This window comes from Pseudomonas sp. LH21 (assembly GCF_036549575.1).
Lineage (GTDB): Bacteria > Pseudomonadota > Gammaproteobacteria > Pseudomonadales > Pseudomonadaceae > Aquipseudomonas > Aquipseudomonas peradeniyensis.
The window spans coordinates 2,137,159-2,161,473 of the sequence record NZ_CP144367.1 but is presented as its reverse complement, the minus strand read 5'-3'; the positions used below and the strand labels follow the sequence as shown (position 1 = coordinate 2,161,473).

General features: G+C 65.2%; 23 protein-coding genes. 16 read left to right on the top strand and 7 right to left on the bottom strand.

What is annotated here, in order from left to right:
* The first annotated feature begins 13 nt into the window (after nt 1-13).
* The 4 genes from VUG52_RS09990 to VUG52_RS09975 are packed head-to-tail and all read left to right on the top strand — an operon-like array spanning nt 14 to nt 4,616.
* Nucleotides 14-643 (top strand): alginate O-acetyltransferase AlgF, encoded by a 630-nt coding sequence (locus tag VUG52_RS09990; protein ID WP_050704740.1) that lies wholly within the window; start codon nt 14-16, stop codon nt 641-643.
* A gap of 30 nt (nt 644-673) precedes the next feature.
* Nucleotides 674-2,068, top strand: coding sequence for an alginate O-acetyltransferase AlgX-related protein (locus VUG52_RS09985; protein ID WP_050704739.1), 1,395 nt, complete (start codon nt 674-676; stop codon nt 2,066-2,068).
* Nucleotides 2,069-2,082: 14 nt separating this feature from the next.
* On the top strand, nt 2,083-3,168 hold the full coding sequence (locus VUG52_RS09980; protein ID WP_256205970.1) for a polysaccharide lyase: 1,086 nt from the start codon (nt 2,083-2,085) through the stop codon (nt 3,166-3,168).
* Nucleotides 3,169-3,182: 14 nt separating this feature from the next.
* Nucleotides 3,183-4,616, top strand: coding sequence for a right-handed parallel beta-helix repeat-containing protein (locus VUG52_RS09975; protein ID WP_262974555.1), 1,434 nt, complete (start codon nt 3,183-3,185; stop codon nt 4,614-4,616).
* A gap of 141 nt (nt 4,617-4,757) precedes the next feature.
* On the opposite strand, the gene VUG52_RS09970 is transcribed toward VUG52_RS09975, so the two are convergent.
* Together VUG52_RS09970 and VUG52_RS09965 are read right to left on the bottom strand one after the other, a co-directional pair.
* The gene (locus tag VUG52_RS09970; RefSeq protein ID WP_050704737.1) at nt 4,758-5,189 is read right to left on the bottom strand and encodes a GNAT family N-acetyltransferase; all 432 of its coding nucleotides are present in this window, start codon (nt 5,187-5,189) and stop codon (nt 4,758-4,760) included.
* Nucleotides 5,179-5,565: a DUF488 domain-containing protein gene (locus VUG52_RS09965; RefSeq protein WP_262974554.1), complete on the bottom strand. Its 387-nt coding sequence runs from the start codon at nt 5,563-5,565 to the stop codon at nt 5,179-5,181. Before VUG52_RS09965 ends, VUG52_RS09970 begins: the two co-directional genes overlap by 11 nt.
* Nucleotides 5,566-5,693: 128 nt before the next feature.
* Here VUG52_RS09965 and VUG52_RS09960 point away from each other — a divergent pair, with 128 nt between their 5' ends.
* A complete protein-coding gene (locus tag VUG52_RS09960; protein ID WP_262952678.1) occupies nt 5,694-7,310 on the top strand; it encodes an inorganic phosphate transporter in 1,617 nt (538 codons plus the stop codon).
* 104 nt (nt 7,311-7,414) lie between these two features.
* Here VUG52_RS09960 and VUG52_RS09955 read toward each other — a convergent pair whose 3' ends face one another.
* The 3 genes from VUG52_RS09955 to VUG52_RS09945 form a co-directional block, all read right to left on the bottom strand.
* Nucleotides 7,415-8,110, bottom strand: coding sequence for a glutathione S-transferase N-terminal domain-containing protein (locus VUG52_RS09955; RefSeq protein WP_262974553.1), 696 nt, complete (start codon nt 8,108-8,110; stop codon nt 7,415-7,417).
* A gap of 30 nt (nt 8,111-8,140) precedes the next feature.
* Nucleotides 8,141-8,656 carry a GNAT family N-acetyltransferase gene (locus tag VUG52_RS09950; RefSeq protein WP_050704733.1) on the bottom strand — a complete coding sequence of 172 codons (516 nt, stop codon included), beginning with the start codon at nt 8,654-8,656 and terminating at the stop codon, nt 8,141-8,143.
* Between the two features lie 66 nt (nt 8,657-8,722).
* On the bottom strand, nt 8,723-9,220 hold the full coding sequence (locus tag VUG52_RS09945) for a PaaI family thioesterase (RefSeq protein WP_050704732.1): 498 nt from the start codon (nt 9,218-9,220) through the stop codon (nt 8,723-8,725).
* Between the two features lie 213 nt (nt 9,221-9,433).
* Between VUG52_RS09945 and VUG52_RS09940 the strand changes: the two genes are divergently transcribed.
* Nucleotides 9,434-10,684: a 2-aminoadipate transaminase gene (locus VUG52_RS09940; RefSeq protein ID WP_262974552.1), complete on the top strand. Its 1,251-nt coding sequence runs from the start codon at nt 9,434-9,436 to the stop codon at nt 10,682-10,684.
* Between the two features lie 3 nt (nt 10,685-10,687).
* Here VUG52_RS09940 and VUG52_RS09935 read toward each other — a convergent pair whose 3' ends face one another.
* Nucleotides 10,688-10,990, bottom strand: a complete 303-nt coding sequence (locus tag VUG52_RS09935) for a hypothetical protein (protein WP_262952684.1) — start codon at nt 10,988-10,990, stop codon at nt 10,688-10,690.
* A gap of 186 nt (nt 10,991-11,176) precedes the next feature.
* On the opposite strand from VUG52_RS09935, the gene VUG52_RS09930 reads away from it, so the two are divergent.
* Together VUG52_RS09930 and fusA are read left to right on the top strand one after the other, a co-directional pair.
* Entirely contained in the window at nt 11,177-11,605 is a 429-nt protein-coding gene (locus tag VUG52_RS09930; protein WP_050706484.1) for a hypothetical protein, read from the top strand.
* A 68-nt stretch (nt 11,606-11,673) separates the two neighbouring features.
* On the top strand, nt 11,674-13,788 hold the full coding sequence (gene fusA, locus VUG52_RS09925; RefSeq protein ID WP_050706485.1) for an elongation factor G: 2,115 nt from the start codon (nt 11,674-11,676) through the stop codon (nt 13,786-13,788).
* Between the two features lie 141 nt (nt 13,789-13,929).
* Here fusA and VUG52_RS09920 read toward each other — a convergent pair whose 3' ends face one another.
* On the bottom strand, nt 13,930-15,372 hold the full coding sequence (locus VUG52_RS09920) for a SulP family inorganic anion transporter (RefSeq protein WP_050706486.1): 1,443 nt from the start codon (nt 15,370-15,372) through the stop codon (nt 13,930-13,932).
* A 199-nt stretch (nt 15,373-15,571) separates the two neighbouring features.
* Between VUG52_RS09920 and VUG52_RS09915 the strand changes: the two genes are divergently transcribed.
* From VUG52_RS09915 to nuoF, 8 genes are all read left to right on the top strand, one after another.
* The gene (locus VUG52_RS09915; protein WP_262974551.1) at nt 15,572-16,336 is read left to right on the top strand and encodes a secretin N-terminal domain-containing protein; all 765 of its coding nucleotides are present in this window, start codon (nt 15,572-15,574) and stop codon (nt 16,334-16,336) included.
* Between the two features lie 494 nt (nt 16,337-16,830).
* On the top strand, nt 16,831-18,156 hold the full coding sequence (gene aceA / locus VUG52_RS09910; RefSeq protein ID WP_050706488.1) for an isocitrate lyase: 1,326 nt from the start codon (nt 16,831-16,833) through the stop codon (nt 18,154-18,156).
* A gap of 207 nt (nt 18,157-18,363) precedes the next feature.
* On the top strand, nt 18,364-19,026 hold the full coding sequence (locus VUG52_RS09905) for a lysoplasmalogenase (RefSeq protein WP_050706489.1): 663 nt from the start codon (nt 18,364-18,366) through the stop codon (nt 19,024-19,026).
* A 382-nt stretch (nt 19,027-19,408) separates the two neighbouring features.
* Nucleotides 19,409-19,822 (top strand): NADH-quinone oxidoreductase subunit A, encoded by a 414-nt coding sequence (locus tag VUG52_RS09900; protein WP_028692461.1) that lies wholly within the window; start codon nt 19,409-19,411, stop codon nt 19,820-19,822.
* A gap of 9 nt (nt 19,823-19,831) precedes the next feature.
* Nucleotides 19,832-20,509 (top strand): NuoB/complex I 20 kDa subunit family protein, encoded by a 678-nt coding sequence (locus VUG52_RS09895; protein WP_008096180.1) that lies wholly within the window; start codon nt 19,832-19,834, stop codon nt 20,507-20,509.
* A 79-nt stretch (nt 20,510-20,588) separates the two neighbouring features.
* Nucleotides 20,589-22,370 carry an NADH-quinone oxidoreductase subunit C/D gene (gene nuoC / locus VUG52_RS09890; protein WP_050706490.1) on the top strand — a complete coding sequence of 594 codons (1,782 nt, stop codon included), beginning with the start codon at nt 20,589-20,591 and terminating at the stop codon, nt 22,368-22,370.
* 2 nt (nt 22,371-22,372) lie between these two features.
* Entirely contained in the window at nt 22,373-22,870 is a 498-nt protein-coding gene (nuoE, locus tag VUG52_RS09885) for an NADH-quinone oxidoreductase subunit NuoE (RefSeq protein WP_012313767.1), read from the top strand.
* Nucleotides 22,867-24,231, top strand: a complete 1,365-nt coding sequence (gene nuoF / locus VUG52_RS09880; protein ID WP_050706492.1) for an NADH-quinone oxidoreductase subunit NuoF — start codon at nt 22,867-22,869, stop codon at nt 24,229-24,231. Before nuoE ends, nuoF begins: the two co-directional genes overlap by 4 nt.
* Nucleotides 24,232-24,315: the final 84 nt, after the last annotated feature.

Below are 24,315 nucleotides of genomic sequence, written 5' to 3'. Positions count from 1 at the left end.
CTAGGAGAACCTGATGAAGCTTTCGCCCCTGTTCACCGCCCTGGCCCTGGCTGCCACCAGCCACGCCGCCCTGGCCGCCGAAGGCAATGCCGACCTGTACGACGCCGTGGCCCCGGCGGATTCTGCGTTCGTGCGTGTGCTCAATCTGTCCGACAACAACGTTGATGTGGCCCTCAGCGGCAAGCTCAACCCGCAGAAGGTCGCCCCCGGTCAGCTCAGCGGCTACCGCTTCGTGCCGGCCGGCGTGCACAGGATCGGCATCGGCGCCAAGGCCATCGAACCGACCCTGGCGGCCAACGCCGCCAGCACCGTGGTCTACGACGGCAAGCAGCTGCAGTTGATCGCCGACCAGTACGTCAACGAGCCGAAGAAGGCCCAGGTGGCCTTCTACAACCTGACCCCGGCCCAGGCCACGCTGCGCACCGCCGACGGCAAGCACGAGGTGGTCAAGGCCCTGGCCAGCGGCCAGACCGGCGCGCGCATGGTCAACGAGATCAAGATCGACTTCGCCGCCTATGTCGGTGGCCAGGAAGTGGCCAGCTTCGACGAGCTGTTCCTCAAGAAGGGCCGCTCGTACAGCTATGTGCTGCTGCCAGGCAACCGCAGCCTGAGCCTGGCCAACAGCATCGACCCGACCGAGTGACGCCGTGCCGCACGCAAGGATGACTGGCCCATGAACACCCTCCTCCCCCTCGGCCTCGCGGCCACCCTGGCTCTGCTCGGCGTGCAGGCAAAGGCCGCCGAACCCGCCCGGCCCGGCTGCGAAAACCTGCAGTGCATGGTCTGCCCGGCCCTGGCCGAACCGCAGCACTATGCCGAAGGGCGCATGAAGCTGATGCGCCAGATCGTCCCCGGCAAGGAGCGCTGGCTGTTCCGCTCGAGGGTCGACCTGACCAATGACTTCGGCATTCCCGCGCCCATGCGTCCGGAGTTCGCCCGACTGATGGACGCGTTCCACCGCCAGGGCATCCAGGTGGCCATGGCGATCCAGCCGACCCGCGGCCTGATGCACCGCGACAAGCTCTATGCCGATCAACTGCACGGGTTCGACTACGAGCGCGCCAGCCGCAACCTCGACAGCTACCTGGGGCAGCTGCGCCAGGCCGGCGCGGTGGTGGCACCGATGATGCAGCTGGTGCGCCAGCCGCCCCAGGGCGAATACTTCTTCCGCCGCGACCACCACTGGACCCCGAGCGGCGCCGAGGCGACGGCCAGGCTCATGGCCGAGGAGATCCGCCGCCAGCCGTTCTACGAAGGCCTGACCAGGAAGCGCTACAGCACCGAGCCCGGCGTGATGGTGCCCAAGGACGGCACCCTGAACCTGGCCCTGAGCTACATTTGCGGCAACAACTACGGTTTCCAGTACGTTCGCGGCTACCAGACCGTGCCGGTGGCCGACAGCAGCGACGCGCTGTTCGACGAGGCGCCCGACCCCGAGGTGATCCTGGTTGGCGACAGCAACGCCGCGGCCCGAGAGGACGAGAGCAAGCAGTTCAACTTCGACGGCTACCTGAAACAGTACCTGGAGGCGGATGTCCTCAACTACGCCCTGCCCGGCGTGGGCGAGGACGGCTCGCTGCTGGAGTACCTGCTGTCCGCCGACTACAAGCCCGAGGCGCCGCCCAAGCTGATCGTCTGGGAGCTGCCGGCCAACTACCGTCTGGATTCGCCGTTGATGTACCGCCAGTTGGTACCGGCGATACACGGCGGCTGCAAGGCGTCCAGGGAAATCCTTGGCACGAAACTGCAGCGTCCGCCACTCAAGGTCGGCGAGCGCATCGAACTGCTGAGCAATGCCGGTGGCGCCCGGCAGGCCGTGTCCAAGGGCTTTCTCGATATCCGCCTGAGCGACAGGAGCGTCAAGGACTTCTACATCATCGTCTATTACGACAATGGCGCCCGCGACAAGGTGTGGTTCCGCCGCGAGGCGGCCGTAAGCGGCGGCCAGTACTACCTGGAACTGAGCAAGGCCCCCGAGTTCGCCGGAGCCAACCTGCTCTCGGTATTCCTCGAACCGACCAAGGCCGGCACCGCCGCCACCGATGTGGAGACCCGCCTGTGCCTGTGAAACCGGCCCCTGGGGTGCTCCTGCTACTTGCAATCGCCCTGCTACCCCTCCCCACCCACGCGGCTCAATCGATCTGGCCCGCCCGCGCCACCGCGCAATCGGCCATGATCGCCGACTACCGCACCCTGACCTGCAGCAAGGCGCCGCCACCGCCCTATACCGGCAGTCTGCGCCTGCAAAGCAAGTACGACCCGCGCGACGCCAGCAAGTCCACCCTGCGCGCCAGCCCCGACGCCGACAGCGAGCGGGTCGCCCGGCAGCTCAAGCAGTTCGTCGGCGGCCTGATCCAGGCCGGCAAGCGCTTCCAGAGCGCCAGCAAGCCGCAGCAGGCCAACATGGCCCTGGCCTGCCAGGACCAGTGGCTGGAGCACTGGGCGCAAGCGGGTGCCCTGCTCGACCCGGATGCCAGCAACACCGGCATGGCCGCGCGCAAGTGGGCCCTGGCGGCCATGGCCGGCGCGGTACTGCTGACCCAGGCGGCGGCCGACGGCAAGGCGCCGTTCAGCCCCGCGCAACGACGCTGGTTCACCCAGCTCGGCGAGCAGGTGATCCGCGAATACGACCCGCGCCGCCAGTCCACCACGGTCTACTTCAACAACCACGACTACTGGGCCGCCTGGGCGGTGGCCGCCGCCGGCATGCTGGTGGACCGCGACGACTTCATCCGCTGGGCCGACGGCAATCTGCGCCGGGGCCTGGCCCAGGCCGTGCGCCATGGCGACCAGGCCTACCTGCCGCTGGAGGTGGCACGCAGCAAGCTGGCCGCCAACTACAGCCAGTACGCCCTGGTGCCGCTGGTGCTGCTCGGCGAATCGGCCCGGGCCAACGGCCTGGCCTGGAGCGAGGACGACCAGCTCACCCTCGACCAGTTGGCCACCTTCGCCGCCCGCAGCGTGCTCGCCCCGGACTCCCTGCCCCAGCTCAAGGGCCAGCGCCAGGCCGACGTCGCGCCCTACAAGCTGGCCTGGCTGATCCCGTTCCTGGCCCGCCGCCCCGATCATGCCCTCGCCCGCCAGCTCTACGACAGCGAGGACGGCGAAGTGGACAACTACAGCCAGATCGGCGGCCCGCTCAAGCCGGCCTACCCCAACCTGCCTTGATCAAGGACGCTCCCATGGTACCGTTCAGCCGCATTTCCCTCACCTGCCTGGCCGCCCTGCTGCTGGCGGCGACCGCCCAGGCCGCGCCGGTGCTGGACACATTGCCCCAGGCGCAGTATCAGCAGCAGCTGGAGCAACTGCGCCACCAGGCCCGCCAGGCGGTGACCTTCGAGCAGGCGCGCCGTCCGCCACCCTCAGGCCGCGCCAGTGTCAGCCTGCAACCGATGTTCTCGTCCCAGGCCGGCAGCTGGCCGTTCGAGCCGTTCGTCAACAACGGCCTGTTCCGCGCCATCGCAGGCTACCAGGCGCATCACCCCCAGGCCGTGGTGCTGCGCGGTGGCAGCATCACCCTGGCGCAGCTGCACGATGCGCTGCACGACCCACGGGTCCTCAAGCGCTACAAGGACGGCTACCTGCTCAGCTACCCGTTGATGATCGGCGCCGATGCCGGCCTGCGGCTGGAGGACACGAGCCTCTACCTGTACAGCTTCTCCGGCACCGCGCTGATCAACCAGGGCTGGCTGGGCCTGAATCAGTCGACACTGGAGAGCCTGGCCGGCGACAAGCCCGGCAACACCGACCGCGCCTGGCGGCCCTTCGTGGTGGCCTGGGCTGGCAGCCATACCGAGGTGATCGGCTCGACGCTCAAACGTCTGGGCTACAACGCCAACCTGTCCCGCGGCCTGAGCACCGCGCTCAGCACCCAGCAGCCGGCCAGTGCGCGCCCCGCCACGCTGCTGGTGGAGGCCAGCCATTTCAGCGAGCTGTCCAGCGCGGTGGAGCTGCAGCACAGCCAGGCGACCATCATCGACAACCGCTTCGAAGGCTCGCAGCAGTACGCCATCGACGCCCGCGACAGCCAGCTGAGCCTGCGTGGCAACCAACTGCGCGGCGTCGACAACAACAGCGGCGTGCGCCTGCGTGGCCAGACCCGGGCATTGGTCGAAAACAACCTGATCCTCGCCGCCGCCAAGGCCGCCATCGAGATCAGCGACCAGCACGGCGCCGTGCTGCTGGCCGGCAACCGTATCGGTGACAGCCGTGGTCATGGCATCCAGCTGCGCAACCTCGCGCCGACGGCCCAATCCCCGCTGCTGATCGACGGCAACCTGCTGGCCAGCAGCCAGGGCAGCGCGGTGGACGCCAGCGAGGTCTCGGGCCTGACGCTGGTGGGCAACCGGATCGGCAATACGCCGGAGTACGCCATCAGCCTGCGCAACACGACGCCACAGCCCGGGCCGCTGGTGATCAGCGACAACCGCCTGGGACAGGTGGGCAAGGCCGTGGTACGGGTGGAGGGGGTGCGCGAGGTCGAGTTGGGGGGCAATCGCTTCGATGGCAAGGCGCTGTTGCAGAACCTGCTGGCCGGCGACCTGCTGGCGTTGCAGGGGCCGGCGCTGGAGGCGATGCTGGTTCAGGGGCGGATGGTCAGGGTGCGCCAGGACTGAAATACACCGCCCCCTGTAGGAGCGGCCTTGTGCCGCGAAAGGGGCGCGGAGCGGCCCCAGGAGTTCAGCGTTAAAGCAAAGATCGCCGGGGCCGCGTTGCGCCCCTTTCGCGGCGCAAGGCCGCTCCTACACAGGATCGCGTCAGGGCACCGGGCGCTGCATCCGCACGAAACACTCGTCCATCCCGACCTCGACGAACCCTCGGCGCTGGTACAGGCGCCGCGCCGGATTGCTGCTGAACACCATCAACCGCAGCCACGGCAACCCACGCTGCGCGGTCCAGCCGGCCAACTGTTCCAGCACCCAGCCTCCCACTCCCCGGCCGCGCTGCTCGGGCAACAGGTGCAACTCGCGGATATACAGCGCCTGGCGGTCCTGGCTGAGGCTGCAAAAGCCCAGCACCCGGTCGTCCTCGACCACCAGCCACTGTTCGCGCCAGCCCCAGGCTTCGTCGAAGGCTTCTTCGATCCACAACAGATCGAATTCGCGGTAATACGGCAGCATGGCGCGGCGCGTGAGGTCACGGGCGAACGTGAGGTGTTCGTCGCTGGCGGGAATCAGTTCAAGGGGCATAGCACACCGGCGAACTGGCCGGGCCACGGCGCTCCAGTTCGTCCTCGAGCCACCGGGCCAGGACCTGGGCGTTGTTGTGTTCGGTGTCCTTGCCGGCGTACAGCAAGGTCAGGTCGCCTTTGCCGGCCAGATCCAGCAGCGGGTACCAGTGCTCGGGGTGGGCGGCCAGTTCCTGCTGGTAGCGCCGGGTGAACCCGGCGAAGTCGAGTTCGCCGGCGTGAAACGCCTTGCGCAGCGCGTCGGACGGCGCCGCTTCGCGCAGCCACTGCCCGTTCAGGTCTTCCTTGCGCGTGTTGCGCGGCCACAGACGATCGACCAGCACGCGCTGGCCATCCTCGTCCCCGGCCGCCTCGTAGACGCGTTTACAGCGAATCATGCGGCACTCCTGCGACATCGTTCCCCAGACAGCCTAGGGCCTTCATTGATCGAGGTCACGCCCTGGTAACGAATTGTTTCTATGCTGAATACCTTCGGCACCACCGCCCGACGCCAACCGGAGCCCTCATGGCAACCCCGTCCCTGGCCAGCCAGTCCGACCTGACCCTGCCCAGCCCGCGCCCTCACCTTGCCCACAAACCCGGACGCGCCACCCTCACCCTGTTCTTCGGCCTGCTGCTGGCCGGCCTGGCCTACACCTTCTGGAGCCTCAAGCAGGATGTCAGCGCCAGCGGCACCGTGGTCACCACCGTCACCCCCTTCCTGCTGCTGGGCCTGGCCCTGCTGATCGCCCTGGGCTTCGAGTTCGTCAACGGCTTCCACGACACCGCCAACGCCGTGGCCACGGTAATCTACACCCATTCGCTGCCGGCGCCGGTGGCGGTGGTCTGGTCGGGGTTGTGCAATTTCCTCGGGGTGCTGCTCTCCAGCGGCGCGGTGGCCTTCGGCATCATCGCCCTGCTGCCGGTGGAGCTGATCCTGCAGGTCGGCTCGTCGACCGGCTTCGCCATGGTCTTCGCCCTGCTGCTGGCGGCGATCATCTGGAACCTCGGCACCTGGTGGCTGGGCCTGCCGGCGTCGTCCTCGCACACCCTGATCGGTTCGATCATCGGCGTCGGCGTGGCCAACGCGCTGATGCACGGGCGCGACGGCACCAGCGGCGTGGACTGGACCCAGGCCAGCAAGGTCGGCTATGCCCTGCTGTTCTCGCCCCTGATCGGCTTCGCCTGCGCCGCCCTGCTGCTGCTCGCCCTGCGCGCGCTGGTCAAGCGCCGCGAGCTGTACCAGGCGCCAGAAGGCCAGACACCGCCCCCCTGGTGGATCCGTGGCGTGCTGATCCTCACCTGCACCGGCGTGTCGTTCGCCCACGGCTCCAACGATGGCCAGAAAGGCATGGGCCTGATCATGCTGATCCTGGTCGGCACCCTGCCGATGGCCTATGCGCTGAACAAGACCATGCCCAACGAGCAGGCCCTGCAGTTCTCGGCGGTCGCCGAGGTCACCCGCCAGGCCCTGGTGCGCGCCGCGCCAGCCCCCGCGCCGGCCGATCCGCGCCAGGTGCTGACCGCGTTCATCTCCGAGCCCAGGGCCAGCGCCGAGCTGCTCCCGGCGCTGGCCGCGCTGACCGGCATGATCGGCGAGGAAGTCAAAGGCTACGGCTCGCTCAAGCGCGTGCCGGCCGAGGCCATGGCCAACGTGCGCAACGACATGTACCTGACCAGCGAGGCCATCCGCCTGATCGACAAGCACCAACTGGCCCGCTACGACGCCGACACCAGCCGCCATGTGCAACTGTTCAAGCGCCAACTGGACGACGCCACCCGCTATATCCCGCTGTGGGTCAAGGTGGCGGTGGCCATCGCCCTGGGCCTGGGCACCATGGTCGGCTGGCGGCGCATCGTGGTGACGGTGGGCGAGAAGATCGGCAAGACCCACCTGAGCTACGCCCAGGGCGCTTCGGCCGAGGTGGTGGCGATGTGCACCATCGGCGCGGCGGACATGTTCGGCCTGCCGGTGTCGACCACCCACGTGCTGAGTTCGGGCGTGGCCGGGACCATGGTGGCCAATGGGTCGGGGATCCAACGCAAGACGCTGGTCAACCTGCTGATGGCCTGGGTGCTGACCTTGCCGGCGGCGATGTTGCTGGCCGGGTGCTTGTACTGGCTGCTGAACCAGTTGTTTTGAGCCATGCGCATCGCCTGTGGGAGCGGGTTTACCCGCGAATGCGATGCTGGCTTCACCGCCGCATTCGCGGGTAAACCCGCTCCCACAGGATCGCGGATAGCTGCTTAACTCGGCACTTTCAGCCCGCGCTGGACCGCCGGGCGCTCGACGAACTTCGCCAGCACCCGCTGAACTTCCTTGAACTCATCGAACCCCACCAACTCGCGCGCGTTGTAACGCTCCACCAGGTTGCGCACCCAGGGGAAGATGGCGATATCGGCGATGCTGTATGCATCGACCATCCACTCGCGCCCCTGCAGATGGCGGTCGAGCACGCCCAGCAAGCGCTTGGACTCATTGACGTAGCGATCCCGCGGCCGCTTGTCCTCGTATTCCTTGCCGGCAAAGAAGTGGAAGAACCCCACCTGGCCGAACATCGGCCCGATGCCACCCATCTGGAACATCAGCCACTGTAGCGTCTGGTAGCGCTGGGCAGGATCCTGGCTGAGCAACTGCCCGCTCTTCTCGGCCAGGTACTGCAGGATCGCCCCCGACTCGAACAACGGCAGCGGCTGACCACCAGGGCCATCGGGATCGAGGATTGCCGGAATCTTGTTGTTGGCGCTCAGGGAGATGAACTCGGGGCTCAGCTGGTCGTCGTTGTCGAAGCTGACCTTGTGCACCTCGTAGGGCAGGCCGATCTCCTCGAGCATGATCGAGACCTTGACGCCGTTGGGCGTGGCCAGCGAATACAGTTGCAGGCGCTCGGGATGCCGGGCCGGCCATTTGCGGGTGATGGGGAATACGGAAAGATCGGTCATGTTCGCGCCCTGAAGGTTGAGGGACTCAATTTAAAGACTGCCGGGCGTCCTGACCATCACCCAGTCTCGGTGCCGCTCGTCACCGCAGGGAAAGATCGCCTCGCCCACCTTGCGAAAGCCATTGCGCCCGTAGAACCGGATGGCCCTGGCGTTGAGTTCATTGACAGTCAGGCGGACCGAGCCACCAGTGTGGGCCAGGGTAGCCTCGAGCAGCGACTGCGCGGCACCTGTGCCGTGGGCGGCGGGCAGTACATAGCAGCGGGAAATCTCCACCAGATGATCGGCTGCGGCGATCCCCAGCTCACCGGGCGCCAGGTCGAGCATGCTATAGCCCAGGACCTGGCCATCCTGCTCGACCACCAATAGACGCTTGTGCGGGTGGCACAGGTGCGCCTGGAAATGCTCGGGCTGCAGGTTGTGGGCGATGTAGTGCTGCTGCGCCGCCGGAGTGCTGTCGGGCGGGCTGGCCAGGGCGAAGGTGGCCTGGCCGATGTGGCTCAGGACTGCACAATCGTCGCTGCGGGCCGGGCGGATCTGGTAGGGCATGGCAACATCCTGTCGGGCATCCGGATCACCCTCGACAATGCCAGCCCCTCCCAACCGGTGCAAGGTTCAGGCGTCGCCGTGGGCCTGGCGCTTGAGCTTCTCGGTATCGACCCGTACGAACACTGAATCGGCGGTAACGGTCAGCACATCCCCAGCCCAGACTTCGCAGATCACCCGGCTCTTGCGCCCCACTTCGCCCTCGACCCGCGCCTTGAGCAGCAGCTCGACGCCCATCGGGGTGGGCTTGAGGTAGGTCAGGCTGAGTTGGCCGGTAACGCAGTCGATACGCGGCAGACTACCGGGCTCGCGGCCTTCGGCGCGGTAGTGATGGGCCATGGCGGTCCAGTTGGAGTGGCAATCGACCAGCATGGCCAGCAGGCCGCCGTAGACCAGGCCGGGCCAGCCGATGAAGGTCGGGTCGGGGGAATGACGGCACAGCAGGTGGACGCCGTCGTCATCCCAGTGACTCTGCACATGCAGGCCGCTGGGGTGGGAGCACCCACAGCCATAGCAGGTGCCATCAGGGGCGGCGAGTTGTTGCAGGGAGAGGGTTTGCTCGGTCATACGCGTCCTTGGCTTGTTGGAGTTGGGAAGGAGGCTGACTGCCGATGGTAGCGCCCTGCCCACTCCACGCCAATGAGTGCGGCCCCGAGGGCGGCACAGGCTACGCATCAAGTTCAGGAAGAAAACGAATGACGGCAATCGAATAATTCGTTTGCCGGATATATCCCCGCCACGCTTGGATACGACCTGACTCGAACAACAGGCCGCGTGCAGATGAATCAGGAAAGTATCAGCCAGTCCATCGCCATCGTTCACCCGATCACCCTTTCCCACGGCCGCAACGCCGAAGTCTGGGACTCCGCCGGCAAGCGCTACATCGACTTCGTCGGCGGTATCGGCGTGCTCAACCTGGGCCATTGCAACCCGGCGGTGGTCGAGGCCATCCAGCGGCAGGCCGCGCGCCTGACCCACTACGCCTTCAACGCCGCGCCCCACGGCCCCTACCTGGAACTGATGGAACGCCTGCGCCAGTTCGTCCCGCTCAGCTACCCGCTGGCGGGCATGCTGACCAACAGCGGCGCGGAAGCGGCGGAGAACGCCCTCAAGGTCGCCCGCGGCGCCACCGGCAAACGGGCCATCGTCGCCTTCGACGGTGGTTTCCACGGCCGTACCCTGGCCACCCTCAACCTGAACGGCAAGGTCGCCCCGTACAAGCAGCGCGTGGGCGAACTGCCCGGCCCGGTCTTTCACCTGCCCTACCCCAGCGCGGACACCGGGGTGAGCTGCGAGCAGGCGCTCACGGCCATGGAGCGCCTGTTCAGCGTGGAACTGGCGGTGGAGGACGTGGCCGCGTTCATCTTCGAGCCGGTGCAGGGCGAAGGCGGCTTCCTCGCCCTCGACCCGGCCTTCGCCCGGGTCCTGCGCCGGTTCTGCGACGAGCACGGGATCCTGATCATCATCGACGAGATCCAGTCCGGCTTCGGCCGAACCGGCCAGCGCTTCGCCTTCCCCCGGCTGGGTATCGAGCCGGACCTGTTGCTGTTGGCCAAGAGCATCGCCGGCGGCATGCCGCTGGGCGCGGTGGTCGGGCGGCAGGCGATCATGGACGCGCTGCCCAAGGGCGGGCTGGGCGGGACCTACTCGGGCAATCCGATCGCCTGCGCGGCGGCACTGGCGAGCCTGGAGCAGATGACCGACGCCAATATAACCACCTGGGGCGAACGGCAGGAACAGGCCATCGTGGCGCGCCATGCGCGCTGGAAAGCGTCGGGAAGGTGCGCCGCGCTCGGTCGCCTGACCGGCACCGGGGCCATGCGCGGGCTGGAGCTGGTCAACCCGGACGGTAGCCCTGCACCGGCGCAACTGGCCAAGGTGCTGGAGGCGGCGCGCGGCAGAGGTCTGTTGCTGATGCCCAGCGGCAAGGCGCGGCATATCATCCGCCTGCTGGCACCGCTGACCATTGAACCCGAGGTGCTCGAGGAAGGCCTGGATATCCTCGAGCAGTGCCTCATGGAGCTGGGCTGAGGGTTACAGGCCCAGTTCTTCCGGGATAGGCATGTCACATTCGAAGGCGATCCAGCCGCCTTCGAGCTCGGCGTGGCCGTTGACGATCGGGCCGTAGTAGCTCAGGCCGTTCTCCAAGGTGACGCAGATGTGCGTGGCGCCTTTTTCCGGCGCCCCGAGCGTACCGACGAAATGCACCTTCTTCAGCACCTCGGTCACCGCCTCAAGGCCCACGCGCATGTTGGTGTTCTCCGAGGCCTCGGTGTCGCCCCCACGGTCTTCGGCGCTGATGGTCACGGTGGCGGTGTAGGGGTACTTGTTGCTCAAGCGGGGTTACCTCGGTTTTGAAGGGTTGGATTGCTGGCGCGTAGAGTACGGCAGGCGTTCCCGGTTGTCTCTACCGACCTCATCGCGGGGCAAGCCCGCTCCCACGCCCGCCATCGAGCATGGCCTCCCCTGCCCTGATCTGTTAGGGTGCCCGGCGATGCACGCCACACCACGCGAGGATACCGAGTGAGCGCCGAACAACCCCTGATCGCCGACCTGTTCGAGGTCGACAAACGCCTGACCCTCAAGCCCGTCGTGGACTTCAACGCCTACCTGCGCAACGCTTTCGGCGACGGCCCCTGCCGCTGCCACCGCTGCGTCGAGGGCAATGGCGACGAGAACGGCTACGAGCACCGTCACAGCTTCGAGCTGGAAGGCCGCACCCTGCACCGGCGCTTCGCCAGCACCGCCGGCAGCGATGTGCTGATGGCGCTGAAGAAGGCCTGGCTGTCCTACACCAAGGCCGAGCTGATCACCGTCGGCGCCCTGGACATGGCCACCCTCAAGTCGTTCACCGATACCGCCCTGCACGAACGCCTGCTGGCCCTGCTGCCGGCCAGCGGCCTGGCCCGCGAAAGCGAAGGCCAGTGGCAGCTGCAGGTGCTCGCCGACTGACGGTCGCCCCGGCAGGATTCTCCCGCTCTGCTACCTTGGGAGAATCCTCACCCACAGGTGATCCGACCATGGCCCGCACGACCCCTATCGAGCTGTACCGCAACATCGGTATCGTTGCCCACGTGGATGCCGGCAAGACCACCACCACCGAGCGAATCCTGTTCTACACCGGGGTCAACCACAAGATGGGCGAGGTGCACGACGGCGCCGCGACCATGGACTGGATGGCCCAGGAGCAGGAGCGTGGCATCACCATCACCTCGGCGGCCACCACGGCCTTCTGGCAAGGCTCGACCAAGCAGTTCGAGCACAAGTACCGCTTCAACATCATCGACACCCCCGGCCACGTCGACTTCACCATCGAGGTCGAACGCTCGTTGCGCGTGCTCGATGGCGCGGTGGTGGTGTTCAGCGGCGCCGACGGCGTCGAGCCGCAGTCCGAGACCGTATGGCGCCAGGCCAACAAGTACCATGTGCCGCGCCTGGCCTACATCAACAAGATGGACCGCCAGGGCGCCGACTTCCTGCGGGTGGTGAAGCAGATCGACCAGCGCCTGGGCCACCATCCGGTGCCGATCCAGCTGGCCATCGGCAGCGAGGAAAACTTCATCGGCCAGATCGACCTGGTGAAAATGAAGGCCATCTACTGGAACGACGCTGACCAGGGCACCAGCTACCGCGAAGAAGCGATCCCCGCCGAGCTGCAGGCCCTGGCCGACGAATGGCGTGCCCACATGATCGAGGCGGCGGCGGATGCCAACGAAGAGCTGACCCTGAAGTTCCTCGAAGGCGAGGAATTCACCACCGAGGAAATCAAGGCCGCCCTGCGCCAGCGCACCATCGCCAACGAGATCGTGCCGACCATCCTCGGCTCGTCGTTCAAGAACAAGGGCGTGCCGCTGATGCTCGACGCGGTGATCGACTACCTGCCCGCCCCCAGCGAGATCCCGGCGATCAAGGGCACCGACCCGGACGACGAGGAAAAACACCTGGAGCGTCACGCCGACGACAACGAGCCGTTCTCAGCCCTAGCGTTCAAGATCGCCACCGACCCGTTCGTCGGCACCCTGACCTTCGCCCGGGTGTATTCTGGCGTGCTCAGCTCCGGCAACGCCGTGCTCAATTCGGTCAAGGGCAAGAAGGAACGCATCGGCCGCATGGTGCAGATGCACGCCAACCAGCGCGCCGAGATCAAGGACGTGTGCGCCGGCGACATCGCCGCGCTGATCGGCATGAAGGACGTCACCACCGGCGACACCCTGTGCGACATGGACAAGCCGATCATCCTCGAACGCATGGACTTCCCCGACCCGGTGATCTCGGTGGCGGTGGAGCCCAAGACCAAGGGCGACCAGGAGAAGATGGGCATCGCCCTGGGCAAGCTGGCCCAGGAAGACCCGTCGTTCCGGGTCAAGACCGACGAGGAGACCGGCCAGACCATCATCTCCGGCATGGGCGAGCTGCACCTGGACATCATCGTCGACCGCATGCGCCGCGAGTTCAACGTCGAGGCCAACATCGGCAAGCCGCAGGTGGCCTACCGCGAGAAGATCCGCAACACCTGCGAGATCGAAGGCCGCTTCGTCCGCCAGTCCGGCGGGCGTGGCCAGTACGGGCATTGCTGGATCCGCTTCGCCCCGGGCGACGAAGGCAAGGAAGGCCTCGAGTTCATCAACGAAGTCGTCGGCGGCGTGGTGCCACGCGAGTACATCCCTGCGATCCAGAAAGGCATCGAGGAGCAGATGAAGAACGGCGTGCTCGCCGGCTATCCGCTGATCAACCTCAAGGCGGCGGTGTATGACGGCTCGTACCACGACGTCGACTCCAACGAGATGGCCTATAAGATCGCCGCTTCGATGGCCACCAAGCAGTTGTCGCAGAAAGGCGGCGCGGTGCTGCTGGAGCCGGTGATGAAGGTCGAGGTGGTGACGCCCGAGGAGTACCAGGGCGATATCCTCGGCGACCTGAGCCGGCGCCGGGGGATGATCCAGGACGGCGACGAGACTCCGGCCGGCAAGGTGATCCGTGCCGAGGTGCCGCTGGGCGAGATGTTCGGCTACGCCACCTCGATGCGCTCGATGACCCAGGGTCGGGCCAGTTTCTCGATGGAGTTCACCCGCTATGCCGAAGCACCTGCGAGCATCGCCGATGCCATCGTGAAGAAGAATCGCGGGGAGTCGTAGGGAGCACGCCCTCTGTAGGAGCGGCCTTGCGCCGCGAAAGGGTCGCGAAGCGGCCCCAGGATTTCAGTGTTGGGCAAAGATCGCCGGGGCCGCCTTGCGGCCCTTTCGCGGCGCAAGGCCGCTCCTACAGGTATCGTGCCTTCAGTGTTGCTCACCCGCCCGCTTAAGCAGCTTCTTGCAGCGCTCCGACAGGTGCACCACCCGCAACTGCTTGCCGGCCTTGGCATACCGCTCGCGCAAGGTCTGCAACGCAGCTATCGCCGAATAATCGACAAAGCTCAAATGCTGGCAGTCCAAGGTCACCCTGGCCGGATCATTGGCCGGATCGAACTGGTTGAGAAACGGCGTGGTCGAGGCAAAGAACAGGGTGCCATGCACCTGGTAATGCTTGGTCCCCTCGGCGTCCACATGACTGTCGGCGTACAGCTCCCGCGCATGCTGCCAGGCGAAGTTGATCGCCGCGATGACGATACCGAACATTACCGCCATGGCCAGGTCGGTGAACACCGTGACCACGGTCACCGCGATGATCGCCAGCACATCGCTCACCGGCACCTTGTGCAACACCCGTAGCGAGGCCCAGGCGAAGGTCTGCTGTGCCACCACGAACATCACCCCCACCAGCGCGGCCAGCGGAATACGCTCGATCAGCGGCGACAGGAACAGGATGAACAGCAGGATCATCACCCCGGCCACCACGCCCGACAGGCGCCCACGGCCATTGGAGCTGAGGTTGATCACGGTCTGGCCGATCATCGCGCAGCCGCCCATGCCGCCGCACAGCCCCGAGACCATATTGGCCGCGCCCAGGGCCACGCACTCGCGGTCCGGATAACCTCGGCTCTCGGTGATCTCGTCGGTGAGGTTGAGGGTCAGCAGGGTTTCCAGCAGACCGACCATGGCCATCAGGAATGCATAAGGCGCGATGATCTTCAGGGTCTCGAGGTTCCAGGGTATCTCCGGCAGGGCCAGGTGCGGCAAGCCACCGGCGATATGGGCCATGTCGCCGAGGGTGCGGGTCGGCAGGCCGAGCAGGTAGACCAGCAGGCCGACACCGAGGATCGCCACCAGCGCCGGCGGCACGGCCCGGGTCAGCTTCGGCAGGACGTAGACCACCAGCATGGTCAGCGCCACCAGGCCGATCATCAGGTACAGGGGCGTCCCGCTGAGCCAGTGCTCGCCATCCTTGAAGTGCTCCAGCTGGGCCAGGGCGATGACGATGGCCAGGCCGTTGACGAAGCCGAGCATCACCGGGTAAGGCACCAGGCGCACCAGCTTGCCCAGGCGCAACGCGCCGAACAGGATCATCACCACCCCGCCGAGCAGCACCGTGGCCAGCAGGTACTGGGCGCCGTGCTGCACCACCAGGGCGACGATCACCACCGCCATGGAGCCGGCGGCGCCGGAAATCATGCCGGGACGGCCGCCGAACAAGGCAGTCAGGGTGCAGATGATGAAGGCGCCGTACAGCCCCATCAACGGATTGAGGTGCGCCACCAGGGCGAAGGCGATGCATTCCGGCACCAGGGCGAAGGAAGTGGTGAGGCCGGCGAGCAGGTCGGCGCGAAGTCGGGCGGGTTTCATGGAGGTCCTGTAAACAGCCTCGAGGTCTATAGCGTGGGAGCGGGCTTGCCCCGCGATGGCGCCATCGCGGGGCATGCCCGCTCCCACGCTGTCGAGACAATGGGTAATAAGCCTGAAAATCGAGGGCGCGATGGTACGGAATTTGTCTGACAGCAGCCACCGTCAATCCGCACGGCAAGTTGCACGCAAATTTGCCATCATGTCCATTCCACCCGCGGAGATCATGGACATGCCGCTACGCCCCCTGCTCGCCTCCCTGCTGCTGGCCGCCAGCCTCACCGCCCAGGCCGCCACCGAGGTCATCCCCCTGCAACACCGCAGCAGCGCCGAACTGCTGCCTGCCGCCCAGTCGTTCCTGGGCAAGGACGGCAGCGTCAGCACCTTCGAGGACAAGCTGATCGTCAACGCCAGCCAGGAACGCATCGACGACCTGCGCGCCTTGCTGCAACAGCTCGACACCGCGCCCAAACGCCTGCTGATCAGCGTCGACAACAACGACAGCAACTTCCAGGACAACCGCGGCAACGCACGCGTGATCCGCTACGGCACCGCCAACCGCGAAGGCGGCATGCAGCAGGTGCAGGCCAACGACGGTCAGCCAGCACTGATCCAGGTGGGCCAGAGCATCCCCGTCACCAGCACCGCCACCGACGGTTACGGGCGCATCCAGAGCAACACCGAATACCGCAATGTGACCCAGGGCTTCTACGTCACGCCACGCCTGAGCGGCGACACGGTTCGTCTGCAAATCAGCACCAATAATGATCGAATGAGCCAGGAACGTGCCGATGTAGTGAAAGTGCAAAGCACCGACACGACCGTCACCGGCAAGCTCGGCGAGTGGATCACCCTGGCCGGGTTCAACCAGCAGAGCCAATCCGAACGCAGCGCGTCAAGCCTCAGTTACAGCACCCAGCGCGGTGAAAACATGACTTTGCGGGTGAAAGTCGACCTTCTCGACTGAACCCAGGCAATTCAAGGCCTCGACCAAAGGCCTTGAAACTGACCACCAAGTCGCATTAGACCAAAGATGTAGTAAGCTGGAAAAAGCACTACAAAACATTTGACAGGCTCTTTTCGGCAAGGGCATGATGGCCTCGCTCCCGCTAATCAGAGGCCCTGGCAAGGGTCTTCGAGGTGCGCTCCTCCCACCGTGGAGGCACCTCGTGTCCATACGGCCCACAAGGCGGTTCGACGGGATTGCGACTGCAACGAAGAAGTTGTCCCGAGGGACGGAAGCGCATCACCGCAGTTCTGGCAATCGCGTCGCACCGCAGCAAGGCAACCACGAGCCGACCTGCAGGGCACACCTTCGCCTGGCCTGCACAACCCTTCCCCTTCGAGCCTCCTGCGTTCGCCGCCGCACTCCCCCGGACAGGACAGCCGCCTGGCTTCTGATCCGCGTATCCGAGCATCAGCACAATTACACTCAAGATCGATGCGACGAGGTTTATTTCCATGGCACTGACACGCGAACAGCAAATTGCAGCCCTCGAGAAAGACTGGGCCGAAAACCCGCGCTGGAAAGGCGTGACCCGTACCTACACCGCCGCTGATGTCGTTCGCCTGCGTGGCTCGCTGCAGCCAGAGCACACCTTTGCTCGCCAAGGCGCAGAAAAACTGTGGAAGCTGGTCACCGAAGGTGCCCACCCGTCCTTCCGCCCAGAAAAAGATTTCGTCAACTGCATGGGCGCCCTGACCGGTGGCCAGGCAGTGCAGCAGGTAAAAGCCGGCATCCAGGCCATCTACCTGTCCGGCTGGCAGGTTGCCGCCGACAACAACTCGGCCGAGTCGATGTACCCCGACCAGTCGCTGTACCCGGTCGACTCGGTACCGACCGTAGTCAAGCGCATCAACAACGCCTTCCGCCGCGCCGACCAGATCCAGTGGAAAGCCGGCAAGAACCCGGGCGACGATGGCTACATCGACTACTTCGCACCGATCGTGGCTGACGCCGAAGCCGGTTTCGGCGGCGTGCTGAACGCCTACGAGCTGATGAAGAACATGATCGAAGCGGGCGCCGCCGGCGTGCACTTCGAAGACCAGCTGGCCTCGGTGAAGAAATGCGGCCACATGGGCGGCAAGGTCCTGGTCCCGACCCAGGAAGCCGTACAGAAGCTGGTGGCCGCGCGTCTGGCCGCCGACGTCTCGGGCGTGCCGACCATCATCCTGGCCCGTACCGACGCCAACGCCGCCGACCTGCTGACCAGCGACTGCGACCCGTACGACCAACCGTTCGTGATCGGCGAGCGTACCCGTGAAGGCTTCTACAAGGTACGCGCCGGCCTCGACCAGGCCATCGCCCGCGGCCTGGCCTACGCCCCGTACGCCGACCTGATCTGGTGCGAAACCGCCAAGCCGGACCTGGAAGAAGCCCGTCGCTTCGCCGAGGCGATCAAGAAGGAATACCCGGACCAGATCCTGTCGTACAACTGCTCGCCTTCCTTCAACTGGAAGAAGAACCTGGACGACGCCACCATCGCCAAGTTCCAACGCGAGCTGTCGGCCATGGGCTACAAGCACCAGTTCATCACCCTGGCCGGCATCCACAACATGTGGCACGGCATGTTCAACCTGGCGCACGACTACGCCCGCAACGACATGACCGCCTACGTGAAGCTGCAGGAGCAGGAATTCGCCGACGCGAGCAAAGGCTACACCTTCGTGGCGCACCAGCAGGAAGTCGGTACTGGCTACTTCGACGACATGACCACCGTGATCCAGGGTGGCGCTTCGTCGGTGACCGCACTGACCGGCTCGACCGAGGAAGAGCAGTTCCACTGAGTTCGGTGAGCTGAACAGCAAGCCCAGGTTCCGCAAGGTTCCTGGGCTTTCTTTTGCCTGCACCGACCTCTTCGCGGGTAAACCCGCTCCCACAGGCATTGCGCGAAACCGGTGGGAGCGGGTTTACCCGCGAAAGGGCCGGCACAGGCCAGAGCAAAATCAGGGATCAGGTCTAAGCTTGTGGCTACCCCACAGCAAGGACTGCCCATGCCCCGCCCTGGCCACCTACTCATCGTCGCCGTCGCAGCCGCCGCCTTCTATCTATATGCGCTGGCCAGCGACAATGCCCTGCTCGGCCTGCTGGTCAAACCCATTCCGGTGCTCGCCCTGATTGCCTGGCTGAGCACCCTCCCCGCCACACCCTATCGCCACTGGATCATCCTCGGCCTAGCCTTCTCGGTGCTCGGCGACATCCTTCTGGCGATCCCTCGGGACCTCTTTGTGTTCGGCCTGGCGGCATTTCTCTGCGCACACCTGGCCTACCTGCGCGGCTATTGCAGCCTCACGCGACGCCCGGCCTACCCGGCCCTGGCCTTCGCCGTGCTGATAGGCGGTTCGCTGTTCGGCGTGCTCGCCGACCATGGCCTGGGCCCACTGCTGATCCCCGTGGCCCTGTACGCCCTGACCATCGGCGCCATGCTCTGGCGCGCCCTGGCCTGTGGTGGCCTGGCCGCGCTGGGCGCCTGTGCATTCGTATTCTCCGACAGCCTGATCGGCATCGACCGCTTCGTCAGCCCGTTCGCCGCCGCCGAGTACCTGATCATCCTCTTCTACTGGCTCGGCCAGGGGCTGATCGCCGCGTCGGTCAGCCGCGATGCAAGCGACAAAGTATTGATCCAGAGCGGTACGCACAGTGCCGGAAGCTGCTAGAACGAGAGTTTTTCGCATTTGCAAGAGGGGACGCTCGGCAGATGAACTTTGCAAGGGCCAGAACAGCCAAAACATTACAGCTCAGGTTAAATGATATTAATTATCATTACGCAACTAGCCCGTCATTACGCGGGGTAAGAAACATAATTAACAAATCCGCGCGCAATGCCCGAAACTCAAGGGTTTCAGCCAGTTACGAAAGATTTTTGTTCTTAAACCTACGAATAAATTTGCAACGGAAATTTTACTTGCACTGGGTTTACCCATAAAATCAGCGCGATTGATTCAGCTGCGACATTTGGTCACTGCGTCTGCGACACCACGTCGCCGCTCTACTTTATTTCAGACTGCAGAGCTGGGTCTCTGTATAAGGATTTCTAGCATGTCCGATTCGGCAGGACTCATCGCCCACAACTGGGGCTTTGCCATCTTCCTCCTGGGTGTCGTCGGCCTGTGTGCCTTCATGCTCGGCCTGTCCAGCCTGCTCGGTAGCAAGGCCTGGGGTCGCGCCAAGAACGAACCCTTCGAATCCGGCATGCTGCCCGTCGGCAGCGCCCGCCTGCGCCTGTCCGCCAAATTCTATCTGGTCGCGATGCTGTTCGTGATCTTCGATATCGAAGCCCTCTTCCTGTATGCATGGTCTGTGTCCGTCCGCGAAAGCGGCTGGACCGGATTCGTCGAAGCTCTCATTTTCATAGCAATTCTGTTGGCAGGTCTTGTCTACCTATGGCGCGTCGGGGCGCTCGATTGGGCTCCCGAAGGTCGCCGCAAGCGGCAAGCGAAGCTGAAACAATGAGGCTTTGGCATGCAATACAATCTCACCAGAATCGATCCGGACGCACCCAACGAGCAGTATCCGGTCGGTGAGCGGGAAACCGTCACCGATCAACTGCTGGAAGACCAGGTCCACAAGAACATCTACATGGGGAAACTCGAAGATGTGCTGCGTGGCGCGGTCAACTGGGGTCGCAAGAACTCCCTCTGGCCGTACAACTTCGGCCTTTCCTGCTGCTACGTGGAAATGACCACGGCCTTCACGGCACCCCACGACATCGCCCGCTTCGGCGCCGAAGTCATCCGGGCCTCGCCGCGTCAGGCCGACTTCATGGTCATCGCCGGTACCTGCTTCGTCAAAATGGCGCCGATCATCCAGCGCCTGTACGAGCAGATGCTCGAGCCCAAGTGGGTCATCTCCATGGGTTCGTGCGCCAACTCCGGCGGCATGTACGACATCTACTCGGTCGTTCAGGGGGTCGACAAGTTCCTCCCCGTGGACGTCTATGTGCCTGGCTGCCCGCCGCGCCCCGAGGCATTCCTGCAAGGTTTGATGCTACTGCAGGAGTCGATCGGCCAAGAACGACGCCCGCTTTCCTGGGTGGTTGGTGATCAAGGCATCTACCGTGCCGAGATGCCCGCCCAGAAAGACCTGCGTCGTGAACAGCGCATTGCGGTAACCAACCTGCGCAGCCCCGACGAAGTCTGATCCAGCGACCTGCCGCCCGCTCCCGAAGGAGCCGGCGGCCTGGCTTCATTCTTAACGCTGACCCAAAGCGACCGAGACCATGACAGCGGACAACGCTATTTATATTCCGCCCTACAAGGCTGACGACCAGGATGTGGTCGTCGAACTGCACAACCGTTTTGGCGCCGACGCATTCGTCGCCCAGGAAACCCGCACCGGCATGCCGGTCCTGTGGGTAAAACGTGCCCAGCTCAAGGAAGTGCTGAGCTTCCTGCGCGGCGTCGCCAAGCCGTACAGCATGCTGTACGACCTGCACGGCGTCGACGAGCGCCTGCGCACCCAGCGCCGTGGCCTGCCTGCCGCCGATTTCAGCGTGTTCTACCACCTGCTGTCGGTCGAGCGTAACAGCGACGTGATGATCAAGGTGTCGCTCAGCGAAGGCGACCTGAACCTGCCGACCGTGACCGGCATCTGGCCGAACGCCAACTGGTACGAGCGCGAAGTCTGGGACATGTTCGGCATCGACTTTGCCGGCCACCCGCACCTGAGCCGCATCATGATGCCGCCGACCTGGGAAGGTCACCCGCTGCGCAAGGACTACCCGGCCCGCGCCACCGAGTTCGACCCCTACAGCCTGACCCTGGCCAAGCAGCAGCTTGAAGAGGAATCGGCGCGTTTCAACCCGGAAGCCTGGGGCATGAAGCGCCACGGCGCCAACGAGGACTACATGTTCCTCAACCTCGGCCCGAACCACCCTTCGGCCCACGGTGCCTTCCGTATCGTCCTGCAGCTGGACGGCGAAGAGATCGTCGACTGCGTACCGGACATCGGCTACCACCACCGTGGTGCCGAGAAGATGGCCGAGCGTCAGTCCTGGCACAGCTTCATTCCGTACACCGACCGTATCGACTACCTCGGCGGGGTGATGAACAACCTGCCGTACGTCCTGGCGGTGGAAAAGCTTGCCGGCATCAAGGTGCCGCAGAAAGTCGACGTGATTCGCATCATGCTCGCCGAGTTCTTCCGCATCACCAGCCACCTGCTGTTCCTGGGTACCTACATCCAGGACGTCGGCGCCATGACCCCGGTGTTCTTCACCTTCACCGACCGCCAGCGCGCCTACACCGTGATCGAAGCGATCACCGGTTTCCGCCTGCACCCGGCCTGGTACCGCATCGGTGGCGTCGCCCACGACCTGCCGCGTGGCTGGGACAAGCTGGTCAAGGACTTCGTCGAATGGCTGCCCAAGCGCCTCGACGAGTACGAGAAGGCCGCGCTCAAGAACAGCATCCTCAAGGGTCGTACCATCGGCGTCGCCGCGTACAACACCAAGGAAGCCCTGGAATGGGGTACCACCGGTGCCGGCCTGCGTGCCACCGGCTGCGACTTCGACCTGCGTAAGGCGCGCCCCTACTCCGGCTACGAGAACTTCGAGTTCGAAGTACCGCTGGCCCACAACGGCGATGCCTACGATCGCTGCATGGTCCGCGTCGAGGAGATGCGCCAGAGTATCCGCATCATCGACCAGTGCCTGCGCAACATGCCGGAAGGCCCGTACAAGGCGGATCACCCGCTGACCACGCCGCCGCCGAAAGAGCGCACCCTGCAGCACATCGAGACCCTGATCACCCACTTCCTGCAAGTCTCGTGGGGCCCGGTCATGCCGGCCAACGAGTCGTTCCAGATGATCGAGGCGACCAAGGGCATCAACAGTTACTACCTGACGAGCGACGGCGGCACCATGAGCTACCGCACCCGGATCCGTACCCCGAGCTACCCGCACCTGCAGCAGATCCCTTCGGTGATCAAAGGCAGCATGGTCGCGGACTTGATCGCGTACCTGGGCAGTATCGACTTCGTTATGGCTGACGTGGACCGCTAAGCATGAACAGCACGCTTATCCAAACCGACCGTTTCGCCCTGAGCGAAACCGAGCGCTCGGCCATCGAGCACGAGATGCACCACTACGAGGACCCGCGCGCGGCGTCCATCGAAGCCCTGAAGATCGTCCAGAAAGAGCGCGGCTGGGTGCCGGACGGCGCCATCTACGCCATCGGCGAAGTGCTGGGCATTCCCGCCAGCGACGTCGAGGGCGTGGCCACCTTCTACAGCCAGATCTTCCGCCAGCCGGTCGGCCGCCACATCATCCGCGTGTGCGACAGCATGGTCTGCTACATCGGCGGCCATGAGTCGGTAGTCAGCCAGATCCAGAGCGAGCTGGGCATCGGCCTCGGCCAGACCACCGCGGACGGGCGTTTCACCCTGCTGCCAGTGTGCTGCCTGGGCAACTGCGACAAGGCCCCGGCGCTGATGATCGACGACGACACCTTTGGCGACGTGCAGCCTGCCGGCGTCTCCAAGCTGCTGGAGGGTTACGTATGACCATCACTTCCTTCGGCCCGGCCAACCGCATCGCGCGCTCGGCCGAAACCCACCCGCTGACCTGGCGCCTGCGCGACGACGGCGAGCCGGTCTGGCTGACCGAGTACGAGTCGAAGAACGGCTACGCCGCTGCCCGCAAGGCACTGGCCGAGATGTCCGCCGACGACATCGTCCAGAGCGTCAAGGACTCCGGCCTCAAGGGCCGTGGTGGCGCAGGCTTCCCCACTGGTGTGAAGTGGGGCCTGATGCCCAAAGACGAATCCATGAACATCCGCTACCTGCTGTGCAACGCGGACGAAATGGAGCCGAACACCTGGAAGGACCGCATGCTGATGGAGCAACAGCCCCATCTGCTGGTCGAGGGCATGCTGATCAGCGCCCGCGCCCTGAAGGCCTACCGCGGCTACATCTTCCTGCGCGGCGAATACACCACCGCGGCGAAGAACCTCAACCGCGCCATCGACGAAGCCAAGGCCGCAGGCCTGCTGGGCAAGAACATCCTCGGTTCGGGCTTCGACTTCGAGCTGTTCGTCCACACCGGCGCCGGCCGATACATCTGCGGTGAAGAGACCGCGCTGATCAACTCGCTGGAAGGCCGCCGCGCCAACCCGCGCTCCAAGCCGCCCTTCCCTGCCGCCGTCGGCGTGTGGGGCAAGCCGACTTGCGTGAACAACGTCGAGACCCTGTGCAACGTGCCGGCCATCGTCGCCAACGGCAACGACTGGTACAAATCGCTGGCCCGCGAAGGCAGCGAGGACCACGGCACCAAGCTGATGGGCTTCTCCGGCAAGGTGAAGAACCCCGGCCTGTGGGAACTGCCGTTCGGCGTCACCGCCCGCGAGCTGTTCGAAGACTACGCCGGCGGCATGCGCGACGGCTTCAAGCTCAAGTGCTGGCAGCCAGGCGGCGCCGGCACCGGCTTCCTGCTGCCCGAGCACCTCGACGCGCAGATGTACGCCGGTGGCATCGCCAAGGTCGGCACCCGCATGGGTACCGGCCTGGCCATGGCGGTCGACGACAGCATCAACATGGTTTCGCTGCTGCGCAACATGGAAGAGTTCTTCGCCCGCGAATCCTGCGGCTGGTGCACCCCGTGCCGTGACGGCCTGCCATGGAGCGTGAAGATGCTGCGCGCCCTGGAGAAAGGCCAGGGCCGCGCCGAAGACATCGAGACCCTGCTGGGTCTGGTCAACTTCCTCGGCCCAGGCCGTACCTTCTGTGCTCACGCACCGGGTGCCGTCGAGCCATTGGGCAGTGCCATCAAATACTTCCGGTCCGAGTTCGAGGCCGGTGTCGCTCCCGCTAGCGCGGCCGACACCCTGCGCCCGAACCTGGCCAAGCCGATCGTGGTCGGCGCATAACAAGATGAACAGCGGATGGTCCGTGCCATCCGCCAGCCCGCCGGCCGGCCGGCCCGAACGATTCGTGGCCGGCCGCGGGCTCAC